Below are 19969 nucleotides of genomic sequence, written 5' to 3' on the forward strand. Positions count from 1 at the left end.
CGACTAACAACTTAAAAACCCGATTGTTTCGGGGGTTGGAGAACCGCGAAATACCAAAGCACGAGAACAGAGAACGCACCGAGATTCCGCAGCCAAAAATTACCCCAGGCATAGATCGAGACTAGGGCTAGGACTACCGCCACAGATGTAATCACAGGTCGCATGGTTTAACCACCAGAGAGACTGTGCCTTATTTTAGCTTGGTTAATCTGTCGAGGGAAATTAGGGTTGCTGGCGCGATTGTTTTTTCCAGTTGCTTCCCAAGCCCCAACTGATAATTCTGCCCCCAATCCCAGGAAACAAGAGACTCACGGTAAAATGAAGCCACAGCCTTTAATATCCTGTAAACGACCGGAATGAATCGTCCCACCGACTACACTGATTTGGCTTTGGGTTTAGTATCTGCCCAAAGTTTTCCGGCCATTGTCGGGATTGCTGATCATATGCTGAAGTCCTCTGATGTCCATCTGATTGGCTATGAAAAAATTGGCAGTGGCCACTGTACGGCAATTGTGCGAGGCAATATTTCCGATGTTCGCCTAGCGGTTGCGGAAGGTGCTGAACGAGCCAGCCAATTTGGGCAAGCATTATCCACCTTGGTTTTAGCTCGTCCTGATCCAAACCTTGATCAGATCCTTCCCATCGGGAGTCGCTTGGCAGAACTCACAGGAAAACATTCGGGGCATCGGCTCAGTAGTCATGCGGTGGGTTTACTAGAAACAAGGGGATTTCCGGCCATGGTTGGGGCGGCTGATGCCATGCTTAAAGCAGCTGAGGTAGTGCTGACAGCCTATGAAGTGATTGGGGCAGGCCTGTGTACGGTGATTATCCGGGGAACGGCCTCCAATGCGGCGATGGCTCTTGAAGCGGGGATGGCAGCAGCGGATCGGATTGGTGAACTCCATGCGGTCATGTTAGTGCCGCGCCCCTTGGATGAACTGGATCAAACCCTGCCCCTGGCCAGTTGTTTATTGGAGCAGTTGCAACCGATTCGGATTCCCCTCAGCCTCAAACAAAAAGAAACCGCCCCCGTCTTGATCCAACCTGCCTCAGCAAGTCAACCCCTAGCCCTAGAACAACCCATTGCTGAAGCTGTGCCTGCCGTTGTTGAACCTGCCCCAGTGCCAAAACCAAGGGCCAGTCGTACCAGGAAAAATCCACCGTCCACTTAATGCGGGTCAGCCATCAATGAGTGGGGGATAGCTATTCGCACTTTTCAAAGTTATAGATATCCTTAAATTCTCTGTAGCTCTACTCATATAGATTAAGACATAGAAGCTCTAAATAAGGTCTAATCGATAATGCGTGGTGACTTTTATCTATTCAAAATACGTTGTGTTGTTCTCTTCTCTCTCAGCTTAATTAAGGCTTTTTTTAGGGTATGGTGCAGTTGGATGTTTTGAATCGTTTAAAAATGCTCAAGGTTTTGTCGCGCCAAGTTTTTAAGTTAACCACTGTTGGAGTAAGTGCATCCCTGATCCTGGCCTGGGGCGCAATGATGGCCATGGCTGGGGCCGGATCAGATCGGCTCAACCCAGGAGAAGTTCTACGTCCAGGTGAATATTTAGCTTCGACTAATGGTGTTTATTTTTTGCGGTTGCAGAGCGATGGCAACTTAGTCGTTTATGAACGTCGGGGTGGTCAGGAGTTTCCTCTATGGTCATCCAAAACAAGTAATCGGGCTGTTGAACGGCTGGTGATGCAAAATGATGGCAATTTAGTGCTGTACAGTCCAGGCCAGTCCCCCTTATGGTCTTCAGGAACCGTAGGGCAGCGAGAATCCTTTGTGGTCATGCAAAATGATGGCAACTTGGTGATTTATTTGCCGGGGGATTCAATTTGGTCATCACGCACCCGTCGCTAGACAGACGTTACCTCTACCCGGGCTATTTCACTCGCAGCTTTCCTAAATCTCCTAAAACTTCATGGGCTGATTGATAGCGTTCTGTGAAGTTAAAGCGGATCATTCGGTTGAGGATAGTGACCAGGCCAGGATGAACACTGATATGCCTTTGCCAGTCCAGTTCTCCCGTTTCCTGATTCCGTTCAATGTCCCGTGGTTTTACTCCTGTCAAGGCCTGGATAGCAATCATCCCGGCAGCGTAAAGATCGCTATTTAATCCCGGTTGACCCGCCAGTTGTTCCGGTGGAGCATAGCCCATCGTGCCAATAATCACCGTACTGTCTTGGGCAGAACTGGCCTGGTCTTTTTGGGGGGGCTGCATCTGCTTAACAGCACCAAAATCAATCAGAACGATTTTATGGTCAGTAGTCCGGCGAATTAGATTATCCGGCTTAATATCCCGGTGAATAACGTGATAGCTATGGACAAAACTTAAGGTTGTTAACAAATCCTGGAGAAACGTTATGGCCCAGACCACGGGTAATGGCTTGGTTAGCTCTCGGCTTAGGGATGTGCCTTCAATAAACTCCTGAACTAAGTAAAACTCCTGATTTTCTTCAACATAGGCCAGCAATAAGGGGATTTGATCATAGCGTCCGAGAGTTTCAAGAATTTCCGCTTCAGTTGCAAATAATCGTCTGGCCACCTGCATAAACCGTTCGTCCTTACGACCCGGCCGGAGATGCTTAACCACACAAATCGGTTGCCCAGGCCGTTGCGTATCTGCCGCTAAATAGGTTCGGCCAAAGCCACCCGATCCCAACACTTTTTTAATTTGATAGCGATCACTGAGGAGGGAATTGGGTTTGTTTTTAATTTCTGTAATGGGCGTTGCCGCTTGAATGTTGGCTGTTGTACTTTCTGCCAGTAACGACCGCAATACCGCTAAGGCATCTTCCTGTTCTTTGACCCGTTGCAAGAACCGTTTTTGCTCCTGTTGCCCCTGATAGTTGACATAAGAAATCGTTACCCCTGCCCCCAAAACCAGGCCCCAGAACGGTGGCACTAGAGGAATCCAGCCAGAGGCCAACATCGCCCCAAGGGCCACTCCGCCTAAAACCACCAGAGAAGCGAGTAATGCCCCACCGAGCCAGAGGGGTTGGCGAAGTCGCCAGGCCAGGCCCACACCCACACCCGCCCACACCCAGACCCAAATCACCTCAACCCAAACTGGCCAAGACCAAATCAGGGGGCGACCATCCAAGACTGTACTCAAGAACTGACTCACCATTTGGGCATGAACCATGACCCCAGGCATCAGTTGGGCGTTATTGGCCGAGTCACTATAGGGAGTTAAAAAGGAATCCTTCAAACTAGCCGCAGCAACTCCCACCAAGACGACTCGATCCTGAATTTGACTAGCTGGCACTTTTCCCTTGAGGAGTTCCGTGAGGGTGACTGTCTCAGAAACCGCCTTGCCAGAGCGATAATTCAGCATGATCTGGGCCCCGCGAGCATCCAAATTGTGATAACCGCCGGAATTACTGCTTAAGGTGGGAAATTCAGCCTGACCCAGTTGCAACAGACCAGCGGTCGTGAGTTTGGGGGCGATATTTTCCTTGGCCAGGTAGTGGAATGTGAGTTGTAAGGCTAGGGAATAGGGCGTCTGGCAGAGGCCAGGGCTGGGACTAACCAAAAACAAGTTACGGCGGGCGACTCCATCAATATCTACGGGAATGTTGACCAGGCCCACCTGAGCTTCCACTTGTGTTTGGGGAATCATTGGCGGGGGCCCCACTTCCTGACTGTCGCTAGAGGCAGCTTTACAAATCGGGATGAGGCGGTTGTCGGTGGCAAATAGCTGGGACAGTTCGGTGTGGCCAGGCTCAACGGGTAAATCTCGGAAAATGTCTAAGCCAACGGCGCGTGGATTCGCGGCTAAGAGGGTGCGGAAAGCCTGGGCAATGGTGGCATCCTTGAGGGGCCAAGTCTTTTGGGCTTGAATATCGTCCTCGGTAATCAAAACCGTCAGCAGGCGGGGGTCAGGGCCAGGATCAGGACGGGCCTGGAGGAGTAGATCATAAGTCCTTAACTCTACCCGTTGGAGGCCACCCGCTTGGCGAAGTCCTACCACCAACCCCGTGATCACCAAGGTAATGATCAAGAAGGGAGTAGAGCCTTGCCACAGTTTGGGAGTCATATTGCGTTATCCATTGAAGGCTAGGTTAGGACAAGTAAGAAAGATCTATGACTGGCAACATGCCTAAGATTTTCATCGGTGGAGACAGCCTCAATCCCGCAATAGTGGCGGATTCTTGTGGTTGAAATTAGCCTACTCCATTATTTACCCCATCTAGGTTTCTCGATACCTTAAATGACTAAAACAATTTTGCCCAGGCCCTGCCCCGACTCCAAATAACGATGGGCATCGGCAGCGGCTGCCAAAGGGAATGTTTTTGCGACTTCTATCTGTAAGTACCCGGAAAAAACCCAACCGATGGCCTGTTGTAGAAGCTGGGCCTGGTGGATTTGAGCCTCTCTTAAATCATCCAGTTCCGGGGCCAACATCATCGTAAAACTGACCTTGAGATTCCGGCGGCGGGCTACTTTCCAATTTGTTTCAGGACTAGGTTCTAATAACGTCACCACTTGGCCGTAGGGCTTGACCATAGAAAATGTCTCGGTTAAAGTCGTTCCCCCCACCGTGTCAAAGCCGACATCAACACCCTTGCCCCCAGTCCAGGCCTGTAATTCCTCCTCCCACCCAAATTCCCGATAATTGAGAACTAACTCAGCCCCTAACTGTTTGACAAATTCTGCTTTCGCGGGCGAACTCACGGTGGTAGCAACTTCGGCCCGAGATAATTTGGCCAATTGAATGGCAATATGGCCAACTCCCCCGGCTCCGGCATGAATTAAAATCCGTTGGCCGGGTTGCAGTTGGGCCCGATCATAAAGAGCTTCCCAGGCCGTGATGGTGACGAGGGGCAAGGCCGCAGCTTGGGTAAAGGAAAGAGGTTGGGGCTTACGGGCCAGGCAATGACTGGGGACAACCGCATATTCAGCATAGGTGCCAGGCCGCTTCCCTAATCCCCCTTGGCAAAATAACACTTCATCACCGACACACCATTGAGTGACTTCTGAGCCGACTTCAGCAATCACTCCAGCCCCATCACAACCTAAAATTGCAGGCATTAACTCTGGGTAAAACGTGCCCCGTTGACGGAGTTTGGTATCAATGGGATTAACTCCGGCGGCTTTGAGTTTAACTAAAACTTCATCAGGGCTTTCAAGTTGGGGCCTGGGAATTTCACTGAGTTCTAAGGCAGAGGCCGGGCCTGGTTGTCGTAATAGAACTGCTTTCATAACCCATCCTGGAAACTGCAAAACCTACATTACTGCAAATCTTCTTCTTGTAGCCACGCATGCCGCATTAGGCTTTTGAGAGTGCCAATGGGCACGTCTCGATTACCATGCACAGGAATGACAAGGCGAACCGGAGAATCTTTTCGAGGATAGATGTGATGGCTGCCCATAATCCGCCGTAAAACCCAACCATAACGTTCAACAATCCGGCAAAAAGTCTTTCCTGAAACCGACTTGACAAGGATAATTCAACAAGTTGCTTTTCAGAATCGACCTCCATATTGCTATCTTCACTGGCAACCTCCAACCAGCCAATAATGGCCTCCTTGAGCATTTCTAAGAGTTCTTCATAGCTTTCACCCCAAGTGTGACAACCGGGTAAAGCTGGCACAGAACCACACCAGACCCCATCCTCTTGCCAAATGACGACTTTAATTTTCATGAAATTAACTTACAACATCCATACTGCTAGGATTTTGTCATGTCTATTAGACATCTCCAATAACCTGATTTTGATCCATGCCCCATAAAGGTTCTAGCTTCATTTCTGGAGATGTCTATTGATCCTACCTTGCACAAAAAGGAGAGATGGAAAAATCACCTCTCCCGTTAAATCATTCAGTTTCAGAGCTTAGTTGCGGCCTGGAGCCAGATAGATGGGTTACTCAGCGGTGGCCAATTCAGTGCTGCCTTGCATTTTCCGGCGAGTCAAGGAATTAAACAACAACTGCCCAATGGCTTTGATTAGGTTGCCTTCGAGTTCTTGGAACAAGCGCATATTCATCCCAAAAGCATCGTTAGCTTCTTCCACAATCCGAGTAATGGTGGCATCATCCAGGCCCAGGTCATCAAGGGTCTGGCGATAGTTTGCTTTAAAGGCTTTTTCATCGGTGATGGTTTCAAAAGTGTAAAACGCAGTGCCGCCCTCGGTGAGGTTCATGGCCCGCTCTGCAATCCCTTTGAGAATTTGTCCTCCAGAGAGATCTCCCATATAGCGAGTATAGGAATGCGCAATCAAGAGTTCTGGAGCCGATTGAGCAATTTCATGAATCCGAGCCACATAGGCCTGGGTTGCCGGGGAGGGGCTGATTTGTTCGCGCCAGTTGGGGCCAAAGTAAAAGGCTAAGTCCCGTTCGAGGCTATGTTTCCGGTTGAGTTCGGGAAAATAGATTTTGCTGATGATCGGATCAGCTTGCAACCGCTGCATTTCCTCTTCAATGGCACTGTAAACAAAATACAAGGAGGCAACCAGCTTGCGGTAGGAGTTTTTTTCCACCGTCCCTTTGAGGAAGCAACGGACAAAGCCCACGTTTTCCGCCATCGTGTGAGCCTTTTTGGTGCCTTCCCGAAGTTGCATTGCTAAATTGCTGCTCATTGTTAACCGTTCCATTGATGCGTTAAGGTTTGCAAAAAATGTTTATATGGCTTTCAGCTTTGTAGCCCTAATGTCTAGCCTAAACCGAGATGTCAGTACCTTTTGTTAAAAATTTTTAAGTTCTCTCCGCTGGCATTACCCGACATTAATTAATTATTACTGCCCCATCCCCCTGCTTTAGCTATGCTCCTGCACTCCCTTTCTCTGCGGTCTAACCCGATGATTTTGACGCAAATGGAACTCCAGGCCCTCGCCCAATCTTGGGGAGAGAATCTACCCGCGGGAACAACAATTTTACTGAATGGAGATTTAGGCAGCGGCAAAACCACCTTTGTCCAAGGCCTGGGCCTGGGTCTAGGAATTAGCGACCCGATTGTCAGTCCCACCTTCACCCTAATCCAGGAATATTTTGAGGGACGTTTACCCCTTTATCACTTCGATCTCTATCGCCTGTCAGAACCGGAAATCCTGGCACTTCATCCTGAGTTGTACTGGCAGGGGGAGGACTTTCCCTTGGGTCTGGTGGCAATTGAGTGGCCAAAGACCTTAGCTCAGGTTTTCTTAATCCCTGGGCCAGTGATTGAGCTTCAGTTGACGGCTGTTGATGAAGGGCAGCGAGCATTGGCCTGGCAAGTCATTAACGATTAAAACTTTGACAAAGATTGTAGGCTGAAATCCTTGAGGATAGGAGGATCGGCGGACTGCACCACAGGTTTCCAAGCTTTAACCCCTAATCATGACGGGTTTTCATCAGGAGCATCCTTTAATATCAGTAGCAACAGTTAACTCTCAACTGGGGCAAGATTTATGCTGGCAACCCTTTTTCGGCAATGGCGACTTCGCTTATACGGAGGTTTATTTGTCCTTGCTTTGAGTCTCATCCTTGGCCTGGCGGCATCCCCAGTCATCTCTAGTCAAGCAACCGCCCCAGCATCGGGACAAGACTATCGGCGAGGACTCAGTGCCGTTGATTTTGTCGCCCTAAAGGAAAATGGTTGGCGGCAGGAATATGCCAGCTACTTTCAACGGAATATCCAAGGCAAAACCTACACTCCCCAATACATTCAGCGCACCTTGACCAGGATTCAACGGCAAAATGGTAGCCGGGCCGCTGTCCTCCACCTCTTTATCCATGAAAATGAATTTGCCTTGTTAGTCAGCACTTGGGCCTCTCCCCCGATCCTCATCACCCAGCCCGCTGTCTCTCAGGTAGAAATGAATCAGGTCATGAATACCTTTCGCCGGAATGTTTCTGACCCGCGGACCCAATTCACCAGAGCCTATCTCAGCAGTGGACAAACACTCTATGACTGGTGGATTAAGCCTCTGGAAGCTCAACTGGCTAAAGACCAAGTGGATACCCTGTTGTTCTGTGTCGGGCCTGGTTTACGCTCCTTACCTTGGGCAGCTTTATTTGATGGCAAAAAGTTTCTGATTGAGCGATTTAACATGAGTCTGATTCCTGGTTTTGACTTAACGGATGTTCGCTATAAGTCCTTAAAAAATAGCCAAGTTTTGGCGATGGGAGCTTCTGAGTTTCTCAACTTCTCGCCTCTCCCCAATGTCCCAGCCGAACTCAAAACCATTCAAGACCTCTGGGGTGGCCCAACCCTAATAAATCAGGACTTTACCGTTAAAAATCTGCGTCAAGAACGACAGAGGCGCGGCTATCCCATTGTGCATCTAGCAACCCATGCCATGTTTCAACCCGGAAAGGTGAACAACTCCTTTATTCAACTTTGGCAAGAGGATTCTGTCCGCCTGAACCAACTGCCCAGCTTAGATCTCGGCCGGCCGCCTGCGGAACTATTGGTTCTGAGTGCCTGTCAAACTGCTTTAGGCGATGAACAAGCCGAACTCGGATTTGCGGGGCTTGCGCTACAGGCCGGGGTGAAATCAGCCCTAGGGAGCTTATGGCAAGTCAGTGACCAGGCCACCTTTGAACTGATGAAAGCCTTCTACGCAGATTTAAAAAACGCCCCCTACAAAGCCTTAGCTCTGCGTCATGCCCAACAAAAACTCCAGCAAAATCCGGAATTTCAAGCTCCATACTATTGGGCTGGCTTTACGATGATTGGTAGCCCTTGGTGATTTCTATGGATAACCTAAAAAACATAGATATGATCCCCATAACGGCCCATGCTAAAATCGCACATACAATTCCCTTGGAATGGATCATTAGCCCTATGCTCCTGAAGTCAACCACCCGCCATATCCATATCTATGCTGCAACCGTCAATGAGGGGGAACTTACACCAGCTACGGATAGTCTCACCCTCAATATTGATCCTGACAATGAACTGACTTGGAACCCCGAGGCCATTGCCCAAGTTGAGCAAAAATTTAGTGAATTGGTTGCCAGCTACAAAGGGGAAGACTTAATCGAATACAACATCCGCCGGATTGGCTCTGATTTGGAGCACTTTATTCGCAACCTCTTACTCAAGGGCGAAATTAGCTACAACCTCAACTCTCGAGTCCAGAACTACAGCATGGGATTACCTCGCTTAGCCGAAAGCTAATTCCAGCCTTGATGTCAGGCTAGGCTTCTCCAGACTGCATCAAACCCCAACTGCCCTGGTATTATCCGTAGCAATGGTGTTAGTGACTTACTATTAACTCGGTTAGGTTCATTAATACCTTAAACGTTTCAAGACTCTCAGGAAATTGCTTATGTTGCGCTTAGTGCTCATGACCAGTCCCACGCTGTTAGTGTCGGCTTTTAGTCTTTTGGCCTCTGTTAAACCGGCATTAGCACAAACCGCCATTACTATCCCTGTCCCGTCCCCTGAGAACCAGATTTGTATCCCCAGTCCCCACAGCAAATTTCAGCTTGTTTGTACCCGCGCCAACCAGGCCTCCGGCCCCGCAGTTGAGATGGCTAAAACTCGCACTACCGTGATTGACCCCAATGCCATCTTGGAATTTACAGAAGAGGAAAGCAATACTGCGGTGCAGCTTTTTGGGTGTGATTGTCCCCTCTGTTTGAATGCCTTACGGGCCCTGCGCAATCAACCCCCTCTGGCTCGGGGATAGCCTTTATTCTTTTGAAAATAAAAATAAATTGATATTTGGGGTTCTTCGGCCAGAACTGAGAGCCGATTACGCTGCTGGCTCAGGAAACAAATGATTAGTGGGCTGGGTCGTTATCATAGTTTCACCCCCCAATTGTTGAACTCTCCATGTCCATTTCTCGGCTGATCCCCCGTGGGTTTTACCAGGCCTGTCTGGGAGTAACCCTGACCACCCTGACAATTTTGACTAGCGCTACGTTCGCCCAGGCCCAAACCCGCCGGATTCAGATTAGCGATGATACAGACATTCAGGCCTTGTTTGATTTAGTCTATCGGCCGGGCCAAGATCCCCAACGCTTCCAACTCCAAGGCCCTGAAGAAAAAGAAGCCTATGCCCTGCTAACCACCATCCTCCAAACGGGTACCGAAGTTTATCTGCGCTCCAGTCAGGATGGGAATTATGGCTCTTACAACGTGACCCAGGATGTTTTGGTCTTGCGCCCATCTGCGGTGGCCCATTGGGGTATCTTTTTGGAAACACTGCGTCATGAAGGGTGGCATATTGTCCAGGCCTGTTTTGCCGCGGGGCAAGGCGCGAATACCCTAATTCCGGTGGGGCTACAAGTCAGTCGGCGCACTATACTGAATCTTCGCCAAAACCACAGCTATGCACCAGAAGAAATTCCCGTTGAAGCCGAAGCCTTTGAAGCGGAGAATTACCCTAATCTGACCCTCCAAGGCCTCCAAAAAGAATGTGGCCCTTGGTTAAGAGGTGAGGTCAAGTAAACTGCATCCGTGATTGAGGGGATATCGTGTTACCGATTTCAGGCTAGACAGGCACAAGTTAAAAAACAGTTGTTGACATAGTTTGCCCCAGAAAGATCGGTCAGCCTTCAAGATTCTCCCGCCTCTAGGGCAGTCTGTCTAACGCTATAGTTTTGGATAGTGACAATTTGTAGATGCTCTTCAACATTTAAGAGTTGACAGACCTGTCGAACGATTAAGAAAACTCTCCAAGTCCTAAGTAATATCAAGATTTATGGTTGATACTTGTCCGTTAACCCAGATATAGGGTCTATGGGGCAAAATCACAACAGCTTCAATCCTCATTGAGATATCAATCCTATGATCCAGGCCTATGCAGCCCATGAACCCGGTGGTCAACTTCAGCCCTTTAGCTATGATCCCGGCCCATTGCCCCCAGACGCGGTCGAAATTGCCGTGGACTATTGCGGCCTCTGTCATAGTGATCTGAGCATGATCAACAACGAGTGGGGCATCAGCCAATACCCGCTTGTACCCGGCCATGAGGTAGTGGGGAAAATTGCGGTCATCGGGGATAATGTCACAACGTTACAAGTGGGGCAATCGGTTGGCCTGGGTTGGTTTTCCCATTCCTGTTTGCATTGTCAATGGTGTATGTCCGGGAATCATAATCTTTGTCAAACCGCTGAACAAACCATCGTGGGCCGGTATGGGGGCTTTGCGGATCGGGTGCGGGCCCATCAAGAGTGGGTGACGGTTTTGCCTGAGGGCCTGGATGCGGCTAAAGTCGGCCCCCTATTTTGTGGCGGGATTACAGTGTTTAATCCGATTGTCCAGTTTGATGTTCAACCCACAGATTCCGTTGGCGTGATTGGCATTGGCGGCCTGGGTCACATGGCGTTGCAGTTTCTCCGGGCCTGGGGCTGTGAGGTGACGGCATTTTCCAGTAATCCCGATAAAACAGAAGAGTTGCAAAGCCTAGGAGCTAATCATGTGGTTAACTCTCGGAATGCGGATGCCCTAGAGGCAGTGGCCAATTCCTTTGATTTAATTATTTCCACCGTCAATGCTGATCTCGATTGGAGTGCCTATATCAACGCGCTGCGCCCCAAAGGACGATTACATTTTGTTGGGGTTGCTCCAAATCCAGTGTCCTCCCATGTGTTTCCCCTGATTGTTGGGCAGAAGTCTATCTCTGGCAGTCCCTTAGGGAGTCCAACCACCGTTGCCAAGATGCTAGATTTTGCCGCCCGCCATGACATTGCTCCGGTGACAGAGTATTTTTCCTTGGCACAAGTGAATGAAGCCATTGCCCATTTAGAAGCAGGTAAGGCGCGTTATCGGGTTGTTCTTCGGCATTAAGTCGGCATTAAAACAATTTGAGCTAAGGGAACTCAGGGCAAGGAAAGCCGTCAAAAAAACTATTCTTAACCTGCTGTTAGCCTTCCAAACAGGTTATAAATGGGTTCCTACTTCTCATCCTTGGAGCGATGATCATGGCAGAATTTGCCCCCTATGTGGATATTGCCCTATGGCCAACTCCCAATTTAGGGGATATTGCCCGCCAAACGGGGGTAAAAAGTTTTAACCTGGCGTTTATTACGGCGGAAGATGGTAATTTAGCCCGGGGGGCCTGGGGTGGCTATGGGGCCTATAGTGTCAACCAGAGCTTTTTCAAGTCACAAATTAACGCCCTCCGGGCCATTGGTGGGGATGTCATTCTTTCCTTTGGGGGAGCCTTTGGGCGGGAACTTGCGGAAGTTGCCAAGACTGTTACAGAAGCAAAAAATGCCTATCGTCAAGTCATTGATGCCTATGGAGTCACCCGCCTAGATTTTGACATTGAAGGGGCCGCCGTTGCCGATCCTGTCTCGATTGCTCGCCGGAGTCAGGCCCTAGCTGAACTTCAAAAAGAGTATGCAGCAAAGGGAATTAATCTTGATATTCGCCTTACCTTACCTGTACTCCCCAGTGGCCTTACCCCTGATGGCTTAAATGTGGTGCGCTCTGCTCTCCAGGCCGGGGTGAATTTGAACTTGATCAACATCATGGCCATGAACTTTGGGGCCAATGAAGCACCCCCCAGCCAAGGAACAATGGGCGACTACACCATCAAAGCAGCCAGAAGTACTCAGGCCCAGGTAAAATCCCTCTATGCCAGTGTGGGAATATCCCTAACCAATGCCCAGGCCTGGGGCAAAATTGGCCTCACTCCAATGATTGGCCGCAATGACATCGCCACAGAAGTGTTTACCCAGGCCGATGCCCTCAAGGTCTTTAATTTTGCCGAGTCGGTGGGCATTGGGATGATGTCCATGTGGTCAATCGGCCGTGACCAGGCTCCAGCCAATGGCAACTTTAATTCTCCTGCCACCTACAATCACAGTTCAATTAACCAAACTCCTTGGGAATTTGCCAAACTCTTTGCCCCCTATGATGGAGTTCCGGGAACTGGCACACCTTGGCAGCCACCCACGGATCCGATAGACCCGATTACACCCCCCCCGATCAACCCCAATCCAGCCAAGGCCAACGTGAATTTTACGGGGACAGGGTGGGGGACTGGATTTACGGCTGAAGTGACACTGATGAACTCAGGTGTAGCGGGTACAGGTTGGGAGTTTGTTTTTCGGACTTATCACCGGATCACCAGTCTTTGGAATGGCAAATACACGGAAACAACTTTAACAGGTGGCCTCTATGAATATCGGGTTACCCATGAGTCTTGGAATGGGCAGTTAGCGGCTAATAGCAAAGTTAGCTTTGGGTTTGGCGCAACGGCTGCGAGTCATGATCCAGTCCAAGTGGTGCAGAATAATGATTTTCAGTTGATTAGCCTCAAGGTGGGGGCAACGGTTTTGATTGGCCCTGGTTCAAGCCCTCTGACCCTAATGGGTACATCTGGGAATGACACACTCATCGGCGGGCCAGGCAATAATTATCTGGATGGACGGGTGGGTGCAGATCGGCTGATTGGGGGCCTGGGTGATGATACTTATGTGGTCGATAACGTTGGGGATGTTGTGGTTGAAGCGGTAAATGCTGGAGTTGATACCGTCCGCGGGACAATTTCCTACTCGCTCTCAGCCAATGTCGAAAATCTAATTCTCACTGGGTCGGCCAATATCAACGGGACAGGCAATAGTTTAGCTAATACGATTACGGGCAATGTAGGCAACAATACTCTCAATGGAGGCCTTAGTGCGGATCGGCTGATTGGGGGCGCAGGTAACGATACGCTCATTGGCGGGCCAGGCAATGATCTGCTTATGGGTGGCCCAGGCCATGATTACTTTCGGTTTAATAGCCGGACAGAGGGTATGGACACGATCTCCGACTTCAGTAAAGGGATGGGCAACACGGATAAGATCCAAGTCTTGGCATCTGGCTTTGGTGGGGGTTTAGGAGCAGGTATATTACCCAGTAATCGGTTTGTTTTAGGAACCGTAGCGACCAGTACAGCCCAACGCTTTATTTACAACCAGAGTACAGGAGCCTTATTCTTTGATCCCGATGGATTAGGGGGAACCGCGGCGACTCAAATTGCTACTTTGACTAATAAGCTATCTTTGACTGCCAGCGACATTATTGTGATTTAGCCTATTGCCAAAACTAGAGGGAAAAAGGCGATATCGGATTTAAGGCTTCAAGCAAACTAGGCCCAAATCCATCCCAGGCCCAGCAACAGGCCACTCCAAAAATGGAGACTCACAGCAATAAATTTAGAGGATTGAATCATGCTGGGAGTGTCATGGTATCGCTGCACATACTGCCCCAGGTAGATCCCCCAGGGTAAACTTGCCAAAACTAACAACACGGTTACAGGAAACTGTCCCAGGCCCCACCCTAACACCGTTAAGCCAAATACCAAGCCAATCATAATTTGGGTAACGACCGCCCCAGTTTTTGTCCCGATCCGGACAATGGGTGAATATTTCCCCGCAGCTAAGTCATCCTCCACTTGATGAAAATGCGAGCAGAACAAAATTAACGTTGTTGTTAGGCCAATGATCATCCCTACCGGCCAGATTAGCGGAGTCCAGCTCTGGGCCTGGCTATAGTAGGCTGCCGCAACCGCAAGGGGGCCAAAGGTGACAAAACAGATCGGCTCTCCCAGGCCCAGATACCCCAATCGAAAGGGTGGCCCCTGATAGGTATATCCCAACCCACAGCAGAGGAGAACTAATCCAAAGACGACAAAATTCCCTTGGAGTACCGATAAAATTGCTAAAGAAACGAGTCCCAACCCCAAACAAAGATTAGCAATCCAAAAAATCAGGGTTTTGCGGCCCGTTAGGTTGACAATCGAATGATGTTTATTTTGATCAATCCCGGTCTCAGAATCAAAGACATCATTGGTTAAATTCAACCAGGCCAGGATCAGCACTGCCGCCCCTAAAAATGTCGCAAAAACAGGCCCGTTCAGGGTTTTCTCTAAGTGCCAGGCCAGGGCCGTACCCCCCCAAATCGGCATTACAGCCACACTATACATTGGCGGTTTGAGGGCGGCCCACCAAAGTTTGCGGGAGGGCGTTGGGGCTGGGGCCAAGGCAGGGGACGTTGCGGCTGAGTCTGATTCCGGCGACCAAGGCTGATTTGTGGAAGCCATCTGATAATCCCTTACCGTAGAAAGCCCTACAATTTTACGATGGAGAGGTGAACCCTTCACGATCGGATAACAGCAGCCTGATTTCCTTGTCCTCATCGGTGACGATAGAGTAACGCTTCCAAACACCTAGAGATGTTAAAGATAATGCCTACCAAGTTTCCTCGGACTTGCCCCTATTCCCGCTCGCGACCGACCCTTTGCATCTCCATATGGGTGACATGATATGCCCGTCTCACCCCTTCCCTATACGACCATTTCCCCAGGTCTGGGCGATCCAGAAGTGGCCGAGTGGTTAGCTGCAATTCCCGAGCGAAGCCAGATCGATACAACCTGGGTGAGTTTGACTTTACCCCTACCGGAACTAGACACCTTAGTCGCGCTCTCAGCCTTGTTAACCTATTGTCATAGTCCCCATCCCTGGCATTTTTATTTGGAGCATCCTCATACTCATCAGGTCATTCTTGGTGTTGAGGTTCTTCATGATTTCCAGGCCCAGGCCCCTGACCGCTTTGATCAAATCCGTCTCTTTAGTCAACAAACTCTGGCGGATCTCACCCCTATGACTCCCGATTGGCCCCTCAATCAGGGACTCGATCCGCTACTACCTGGCCTAACGGGAACACGAATATTCTGTACGTTTAGTTTCTTTGATCAGGCCCATCACTCAGGTTTAAAGCATCCAACCACAACGCCTGGATTTCCTGTGGCCTGGGCCGTTCTTCCTCGCTGGCAACTGGCCCAAACTGACCAAGGAACAACCTTAACCTTAACTAGTGAACGCCCTCGTAATGATCAGGCCTGGCAGGGATTGATTAAAGAACTATGGATGGCCTGGCAAACGCTCCAAACCCCCTTATCCGTCCCCTTGCCTCCAAAACTGAGTCTCACCTTACCCAACCTTGATGCCCAGGCCCAGGCTTTTCAAACCCAAGTCCAACAGGCCCTCCAGAAAATCGCGACTGGAACCTTAGAAAAATTAGTTTTGGCCTGTGCCATAGATATTCGTGCCAATCAAGACCTCCAAGGCTTGCCTACCGTACACCATCTCCGCCAAACCTATCCCAGTTGTTACAGCTTTAGTATTAGCAATGGCCAAGGACAAACATTTATTGGGGCCAGCCCAGAGCGTTTAGTGAGTTTAGCCGCAGGACATATTCGGGTGGATGCCTTGGCGGGTTCTGCCCCCCGTGATCAACAGGCGGAGGTGGATCAACGCCTTGGCCTGGAACTACAGCAAAGTCAAAAAGACCTCCGTGAGCATCAGGTTATTGTTGATTTTCTGCGTCAGGCCTTGGGGGAGTTTACGAGTCAAATTATGATTCCTACTCAACCAACTCTCCTCCGTTTGGCTAACATTCAACACTTACAAACCCTGATCCAGGCCTGGGTAGGAGCCGAAGTTCACATTTTGGATATTGTCACTCGTTTACATCCGACACCAGCGGTTGCAGGGCATCCCCAACATCAAGCCTGTCAACACCTAGTCAACCAAGAAGATTGGGAACGGGGTCTTTATGCGGCTCCCCTAGGCTGGATCAATGCCACTGGAGAAGGAGAATTTATTGTTGGAATTCGTTCTGCATTGCTATCTGGGAAAGAAGCCAGGGTCTATGGGGGCGCAGGTATCGTAGCAGGGTCAGAGCCAGAACGGGAATGGGAAGAAATTCTACTGAAATTAAAAACTTTGCTAACCGCATTGACCGGCTCGAGTTAAATCACAAATTTCGCTGCTGGTGCATAAGATTCATCGGGATGTTCAGCCCCACTAAATTGGCTGTAATCTCTACGCATGATCACTCGTGAAGCCACTCATAATGACTCATTTACTTCTTATTTGTAATGTCTACAATACACAAGCTAATTGCCTTGAATCTTTGTGTATCTCAACAATTTGATCATCATCAATAAAGTGATATAGCCATTCCAAGCAAGAGCGGGATACTGGGAATATAAAGGCGATACATTTCACCTTAGCTCAGTTCGAGTCTTACCCAGTTTCCGGGTATATGCCAAAAGGGTTTGGTCAAAATGTCCAGTGCCTATATCCTGCTCAATCCGACCCGCAATCTGCTTTGCTCTGGAACGCCCAACTACGGAGTCTGACATCCCCACCGCTAAGGTGTATCGCTTTTCTAAATACTGCCAACGGAGCCGCAACCGGGTTCCGTGTTTCTCAGTCGCGACTTTAGACATCTGCGAACGAGCTTTGCTCTACGGGGTAAATTTCGGGGTAAAACTACAACCCCAAACAACCCATAACGGTCTTTATCTGTTGTCCTATTGACAATCAAAATGACCTTTAGAAGTTGTTTGGAATTCCCAAAAGCCTTACTGTGTATAGGTTCCCCAACCTATGGAGCTAAGCGGATTTGAACCGCTGACCCCTTCAATGCCATTGAAGAGACATTAAACGCTGTGAACCTTACCCAATAGTCACTTCAAGGATTCTCAATAAAGTATCCGGGACACAATCCGGGACACATTGCAATCTGAAAACGCCTAACTTGTCTTTTCTCCTGTTTGGATTGAGCTAAAAAACGTCTGAAATTTCTGCTCCCAGGCCAGGTCATCAAGATTCAGGCTTAACCGGGGAGGTCGGCTTCGTAGTTCCTCATAAACCGCCGTGGCCTGGGGAGTGCCTTTAACATCCCACAGCAAGTTAGTGAGTTGTTGGGTAGTCAGTTGGGTTAGGTCAAGAACATTAGACATAGCTAATATTTCCCTCTGGGTTGATGGACAAAATAGACCGAGATAGTGGGTTATCATCCCGGCCGGTGTAAACATAGAGGGATTTATCCTCTGGCAACTCCACAAAAATAATGACCGTGGATAATCTCACCAACTGATAGACCACCCTATAGAACGCTTTTAATTGCTCTAAGGTTGGCTCACTCATTAGCTTTCTCCTCTGGGTTTTCGCCCCCTACGTTTTTGAACTGATGGAGCTGCATCACAAGTCCTGGTAGTTGCTCCCAAATTGGGAACATCATCGGCTGTGGCATCCAGGCCGGCTTGGGAAGCATTGCCCATAAGTTCACGCTGTGCAGCTTCAGTGATGACCGTCCTTAACCAAGTGATTCGCTTAGGACGATCTAAGGCCATGACTGCCTTAAGCACTGATTGACCAACTTTGACTGCCAGGGGCCTATCCCCTAGTGGCTCTGACGGTAAAGCCCCAACTGCCTTGTAGGGCCTAAGAAACTCGGTTCTAGGGTTTGGATTAGGCATAGACACTCTTATCTCGGTTACTAGACAGACTAACACAGTAACTAAGATAAGCATAGTGTATTGAAGCTAACTCAGTTACCGAGATAAGTCAATGATTTATTAAATAAGAATATCTCAGTGACTGAGTTATATTGTAAATATTCAAGGGGAGGCGATACGCCAAACCGATGCCGGGTGAACGGCTCCCACGCCAAGAGCGTGCCCCTGGTAGTCAGGGTGTCCTAGGGAGAGGGGCAAGAAAATCTCCCACTTTTCCAAAACAAAGGGAGACCCGCACCGCCAAGCACCAAGTCTCTCTCTACCCACTAAGAGGCTTTTCCATTATGACCACCAAAACCGCTACTGACCTCATTTACACCGCCGCTAATGCCGCCCGGATCATGGGCAATAAGATCAAAGGTTTGGTGATTGAAGTTTGGGCCAATGTGGTTTATCTCCACGCTAAAGGGTTATTTTCTCGGTTTGCATCTAAAGCTGCCTTTAAGCATCAATTCGTAGCGTTCCGTAAAGCTGGGGCTGTTGGCCTGGACGTGGTGAAAGTGCCTTTTGAGACTGGAGAGTACATGGTGTGCTCTAGCAGTGGTGAGACTGCCTACTTGGTTCAATACCTGACCAATAAATTGACTTGTACTTGTCAAGACTTCCAAACTCAGGCCGCCGTAATGAAAAAGGCTTGCTGCAAACACTGTTACGCCACTCTTAACCATCTCGGTTACAACTCATTAGCAGATTATGTCAATGGCTAATAGTAATTAAGAGTAAGGCTTATATCCTTATCAAACTAATAGTAATTAACGCTAAAATTAGATAGGAATTTCAATAATAAATGACTTACGAGCAATACATCAATAACCTTCGTGAATAGCAAGATGAAGACCGTCTTCAATCTGAGTTAGACCGTGAACTGTTCATGTTTGATGATGTCCATGAATCCGAGTATTGGGATTGTTTAGAATGTGCCGCCCCACCTGAAGTTTTAGAAGATTGCCCACAGTAATTACCAGGCCTGGGGGGAGGCTAAACCCCCATCTAACCAATGGAGAATGATGAATGAACGCAACTATAGCCACCACCCCGATTCAAGCCCGTGTCGCTTACATCTCTGAACCCAAGCCATCTAAGTATGGAGATGTCCACTATGTCGGTATCCTATTCCGTGATTTGAGCATTGCGGATGACGATAACCCCGATAGCAAAATCTGGAAGAACCTATCCTCTGAAGATTCAAGCCTTTACATGGCCGGGGATATTGTCGAGTTGCGCCCCCGGTACGATGACAAAAATAAGCTGCATCATGACATTTTCGTGATTGAGCAAGTCAACTCACCCGCACCGGTTCCTAAAAATGCTGTGGTAGCCACCACCACTGGCGATCAACTTGAGCCACCTTCTGCGCCTGGACAATGGAGTCTCAAACAGATTCAAGCTGCCTTATCCCGGCCATTGCCCCAATCACTGCTTTCAACTCGCCGCGAGGGTGGGAAGGATTTAACCTACATCTCTTGGCATTGTGCAAACCGCATTTTAGATAAGTACGCGCCGGGATGGGCCTGGGAGATTACCAAATTGGAGTTAGCTGACAAAGCCTTGTTCATGGTCGGTAGCCTCTCCATTCCTTGCAGTGATGGGTTAATCGTGCAGTGCGCTAGTAGAACTGAGAGCTTAGATTGCTCATCCTATGGGGATCCAAGTTCTAACGCTGAGAGCATGGCATTTCGTAGGGCTTGCGCTCGGTTCGGATTAGGCCTGTATCTTTATGACAAATAAAC

At 49.1% G+C, this 19969-nt stretch carries 22 protein-coding genes and 1 pseudogene; 12 read left to right on the forward strand and 11 right to left on the reverse strand.

Features of this window, described 5'->3' with window-relative positions; translation table 11 throughout:
* Window positions 1-11: 11 nt before the first annotated feature.
* Window positions 12-164 (reverse strand): hypothetical protein, encoded by a 153-nt coding sequence (locus SYN6312_RS19800; protein ID WP_015124692.1) that lies wholly within the window; start codon window positions 162-164, stop codon window positions 12-14.
* Between the two features lie 192 nt (window positions 165-356).
* On the opposite strand from SYN6312_RS19800, the gene SYN6312_RS09660 reads away from it, so the two are divergent.
* Window positions 357-1172 (forward strand): BMC domain-containing protein, encoded by an 816-nt coding sequence (locus SYN6312_RS09660; RefSeq protein WP_015124693.1) that lies wholly within the window; start codon window positions 357-359, stop codon window positions 1170-1172.
* 209 nt (window positions 1173-1381) lie between these two features.
* Window positions 1382-1864 (forward strand): D-mannose binding lectin, encoded by a 483-nt coding sequence (locus SYN6312_RS09665; protein WP_015124694.1) that lies wholly within the window; start codon window positions 1382-1384, stop codon window positions 1862-1864.
* Window positions 1865-1886: 22 nt separating this feature from the next.
* On the opposite strand, the gene SYN6312_RS09670 is transcribed toward SYN6312_RS09665, so the two are convergent.
* The 5 genes and pseudogenes from SYN6312_RS09670 to SYN6312_RS09685 form a co-directional block, all read right to left on the reverse strand.
* Window positions 1887-4043, reverse strand: a complete 2157-nt coding sequence (locus tag SYN6312_RS09670; protein ID WP_015124695.1) for a CHASE2 domain-containing serine/threonine-protein kinase — start codon at window positions 4041-4043, stop codon at window positions 1887-1889.
* Window positions 4044-4213: 170 nt separating this feature from the next.
* Entirely contained in the window at window positions 4214-5209 is a 996-nt protein-coding gene (locus tag SYN6312_RS09675) for a zinc-dependent alcohol dehydrogenase family protein (protein ID WP_015124696.1), read from the reverse strand.
* Between the two features lie 29 nt (window positions 5210-5238).
* Window positions 5239-5379 (reverse strand): type II toxin-antitoxin system HicA family toxin, encoded by a 141-nt coding sequence (locus SYN6312_RS19805; protein WP_253276332.1) that lies wholly within the window; start codon window positions 5377-5379, stop codon window positions 5239-5241.
* Window positions 5380-5486: 107 nt separating this feature from the next.
* Window positions 5487-5651 (reverse strand): annotated as a pseudogene (locus SYN6312_RS19810) (type II toxin-antitoxin system HicB family antitoxin); the annotation flags it as partial.
* A gap of 219 nt (window positions 5652-5870) precedes the next feature.
* On the reverse strand, window positions 5871-6584 hold the full coding sequence (locus SYN6312_RS09685) for a heme oxygenase (biliverdin-producing) (protein ID WP_015124698.1): 714 nt from the start codon (window positions 6582-6584) through the stop codon (window positions 5871-5873).
* A gap of 183 nt (window positions 6585-6767) precedes the next feature.
* Between SYN6312_RS09685 and tsaE the strand changes: the two genes are divergently transcribed.
* The 7 genes from tsaE to SYN6312_RS19360 all read left to right on the forward strand — a co-directional run bounded on the left by tsaE (window position 6768) and on the right by SYN6312_RS19360 (window position 13962).
* Complete coding sequence (gene tsaE, locus SYN6312_RS09690) at window positions 6768-7232, forward strand: tRNA (adenosine(37)-N6)-threonylcarbamoyltransferase complex ATPase subunit type 1 TsaE (protein WP_015124699.1); 465 nt, start codon at window positions 6768-6770, stop codon at window positions 7230-7232.
* 159 nt (window positions 7233-7391) lie between these two features.
* Entirely contained in the window at window positions 7392-8675 is a 1284-nt protein-coding gene (locus SYN6312_RS09695; protein ID WP_015124700.1) for a CHAT domain-containing protein, read from the forward strand.
* A gap of 95 nt (window positions 8676-8770) precedes the next feature.
* The gene (locus tag SYN6312_RS09700) at window positions 8771-9106 is read left to right on the forward strand and encodes an NAD(P)H-quinone oxidoreductase subunit M (protein WP_015124701.1); all 336 of its coding nucleotides are present in this window, start codon (window positions 8771-8773) and stop codon (window positions 9104-9106) included.
* Between the two features lie 151 nt (window positions 9107-9257).
* Window positions 9258-9620, forward strand: coding sequence for a hypothetical protein (locus SYN6312_RS09705; RefSeq protein WP_015124702.1), 363 nt, complete (start codon window positions 9258-9260; stop codon window positions 9618-9620).
* Between the two features lie 146 nt (window positions 9621-9766).
* Window positions 9767-10384 (forward strand): hypothetical protein, encoded by a 618-nt coding sequence (locus tag SYN6312_RS20085; protein ID WP_015124703.1) that lies wholly within the window; start codon window positions 9767-9769, stop codon window positions 10382-10384.
* A 339-nt stretch (window positions 10385-10723) separates the two neighbouring features.
* Window positions 10724-11725: an NAD(P)-dependent alcohol dehydrogenase gene (locus SYN6312_RS09715; RefSeq protein WP_015124704.1), complete on the forward strand. Its 1002-nt coding sequence runs from the start codon at window positions 10724-10726 to the stop codon at window positions 11723-11725.
* A 134-nt stretch (window positions 11726-11859) separates the two neighbouring features.
* Window positions 11860-13962, forward strand: coding sequence for a cellulose binding domain-containing protein (locus SYN6312_RS19360; protein ID WP_015124705.1), 2103 nt, complete (start codon window positions 11860-11862; stop codon window positions 13960-13962).
* A 56-nt stretch (window positions 13963-14018) separates the two neighbouring features.
* On the opposite strand, the gene menA is transcribed toward SYN6312_RS19360, so the two are convergent.
* Window positions 14019-14972, reverse strand: a complete 954-nt coding sequence (gene menA / locus SYN6312_RS09730) for a 2-carboxy-1,4-naphthoquinone phytyltransferase (protein WP_015124706.1) — start codon at window positions 14970-14972, stop codon at window positions 14019-14021.
* Between the two features lie 223 nt (window positions 14973-15195).
* Here menA and SYN6312_RS09735 point away from each other — a divergent pair, with 223 nt between their 5' ends.
* The gene (locus SYN6312_RS09735; RefSeq protein ID WP_015124707.1) at window positions 15196-16686 is read left to right on the forward strand and encodes an isochorismate synthase MenF; all 1491 of its coding nucleotides are present in this window, start codon (window positions 15196-15198) and stop codon (window positions 16684-16686) included.
* A 251-nt stretch (window positions 16687-16937) separates the two neighbouring features.
* Here SYN6312_RS09735 and SYN6312_RS09740 read toward each other — a convergent pair whose 3' ends face one another.
* From SYN6312_RS09740 to SYN6312_RS20355, 4 genes are all read right to left on the reverse strand, one after another.
* Window positions 16938-17165 (reverse strand): Arm DNA-binding domain-containing protein, encoded by a 228-nt coding sequence (locus tag SYN6312_RS09740; protein ID WP_015124708.1) that lies wholly within the window; start codon window positions 17163-17165, stop codon window positions 16938-16940.
* A gap of 306 nt (window positions 17166-17471) precedes the next feature.
* On the reverse strand, window positions 17472-17681 hold the full coding sequence (locus tag SYN6312_RS09745; RefSeq protein ID WP_015124709.1) for a hypothetical protein: 210 nt from the start codon (window positions 17679-17681) through the stop codon (window positions 17472-17474).
* A complete protein-coding gene (locus tag SYN6312_RS09750; protein ID WP_015124710.1) occupies window positions 17674-17868 on the reverse strand; it encodes a hypothetical protein in 195 nt (64 codons plus the stop codon). Before SYN6312_RS09750 ends, SYN6312_RS09745 begins: the two co-directional genes overlap by 8 nt.
* The gene (locus SYN6312_RS20355) at window positions 17868-18089 is read right to left on the reverse strand and encodes a hypothetical protein (protein WP_216594138.1); all 222 of its coding nucleotides are present in this window, start codon (window positions 18087-18089) and stop codon (window positions 17868-17870) included. Before SYN6312_RS20355 ends, SYN6312_RS09750 begins: the two co-directional genes overlap by 1 nt.
* A 434-nt stretch (window positions 18090-18523) precedes the next feature.
* Between SYN6312_RS20355 and SYN6312_RS09755 the strand changes: the two genes are divergently transcribed.
* Together SYN6312_RS09755 and SYN6312_RS19370 are read left to right on the forward strand one after the other, a co-directional pair.
* Window positions 18524-18946 (forward strand): SWIM zinc finger family protein, encoded by a 423-nt coding sequence (locus tag SYN6312_RS09755; RefSeq protein ID WP_015124712.1) that lies wholly within the window; start codon window positions 18524-18526, stop codon window positions 18944-18946.
* A gap of 304 nt (window positions 18947-19250) precedes the next feature.
* Window positions 19251-19967: a hypothetical protein gene (locus SYN6312_RS19370; protein ID WP_015124713.1), complete on the forward strand. Its 717-nt coding sequence runs from the start codon at window positions 19251-19253 to the stop codon at window positions 19965-19967.
* Window positions 19968-19969 lie beyond the last annotated feature (2 nt).

It is taken from the genome of Synechococcus sp. PCC 6312, from assembly GCF_000316685.1.
Lineage (GTDB): Bacteria > Cyanobacteriota > Cyanobacteriia > Thermosynechococcales > Thermosynechococcaceae > Pseudocalidococcus.

Coding starts and splice junctions, on each gene's coding strand:
- SYN6312_RS09700 (WP_015124701.1), top strand. CDS start 8,771: ATGCTCCTGAAGTCAACCACCCGCCATATCCATATCTATGCTGCAACC.
- SYN6312_RS19800 (WP_015124692.1), bottom strand. CDS start 164: ATGCGACCTGTGATTACATCTGTGGCGGTAGTCCTAGCCCTAGTCTCG.
- SYN6312_RS09685 (WP_015124698.1), bottom strand. CDS start 6,584: ATGAGCAGCAATTTAGCAATGCAACTTCGGGAAGGCACCAAAAAGGCT.
- SYN6312_RS19360 (WP_015124705.1), top strand. CDS start 11,860: ATGGCAGAATTTGCCCCCTATGTGGATATTGCCCTATGGCCAACTCCC.
- SYN6312_RS09755 (WP_015124712.1), top strand. CDS start 18,524: ATGACCACCAAAACCGCTACTGACCTCATTTACACCGCCGCTAATGCC.
- SYN6312_RS09750 (WP_015124710.1), bottom strand. CDS start 17,868: ATGAGTGAGCCAACCTTAGAGCAATTAAAAGCGTTCTATAGGGTGGTC.
- tsaE (WP_015124699.1), top strand. CDS start 6,768: ATGCTCCTGCACTCCCTTTCTCTGCGGTCTAACCCGATGATTTTGACG.
- SYN6312_RS09660 (WP_015124693.1), top strand. CDS start 357: ATGAATCGTCCCACCGACTACACTGATTTGGCTTTGGGTTTAGTATCT.
- SYN6312_RS09715 (WP_015124704.1), top strand. CDS start 10,724: ATGATCCAGGCCTATGCAGCCCATGAACCCGGTGGTCAACTTCAGCCC.
- SYN6312_RS19805 (WP_253276332.1), bottom strand. CDS start 5,379: ATGGGCAGCCATCACATCTATCCTCGAAAAGATTCTCCGGTTCGCCTT.
- SYN6312_RS09670 (WP_015124695.1), bottom strand. CDS start 4,043: ATGACTCCCAAACTGTGGCAAGGCTCTACTCCCTTCTTGATCATTACC.
- SYN6312_RS19370 (WP_015124713.1), top strand. CDS start 19,251: ATGAACGCAACTATAGCCACCACCCCGATTCAAGCCCGTGTCGCTTAC.
- SYN6312_RS09745 (WP_015124709.1), bottom strand. CDS start 17,681: ATGTCTAATGTTCTTGACCTAACCCAACTGACTACCCAACAACTCACT.
- SYN6312_RS09675 (WP_015124696.1), bottom strand. CDS start 5,209: ATGAAAGCAGTTCTATTACGACAACCAGGCCCGGCCTCTGCCTTAGAA.
- SYN6312_RS09695 (WP_015124700.1), top strand. CDS start 7,392: ATGCTGGCAACCCTTTTTCGGCAATGGCGACTTCGCTTATACGGAGGT.
- SYN6312_RS09705 (WP_015124702.1), top strand. CDS start 9,258: ATGTTGCGCTTAGTGCTCATGACCAGTCCCACGCTGTTAGTGTCGGCT.
- SYN6312_RS20085 (WP_015124703.1), top strand. CDS start 9,767: ATGTCCATTTCTCGGCTGATCCCCCGTGGGTTTTACCAGGCCTGTCTG.
- SYN6312_RS09665 (WP_015124694.1), top strand. CDS start 1,382: ATGGTGCAGTTGGATGTTTTGAATCGTTTAAAAATGCTCAAGGTTTTG.
- SYN6312_RS09740 (WP_015124708.1), bottom strand. CDS start 17,165: ATGTCTAAAGTCGCGACTGAGAAACACGGAACCCGGTTGCGGCTCCGT.
- menA (WP_015124706.1), bottom strand. CDS start 14,972: ATGGCTTCCACAAATCAGCCTTGGTCGCCGGAATCAGACTCAGCCGCA.
- SYN6312_RS09735 (WP_015124707.1), top strand. CDS start 15,196: ATGCCCGTCTCACCCCTTCCCTATACGACCATTTCCCCAGGTCTGGGC.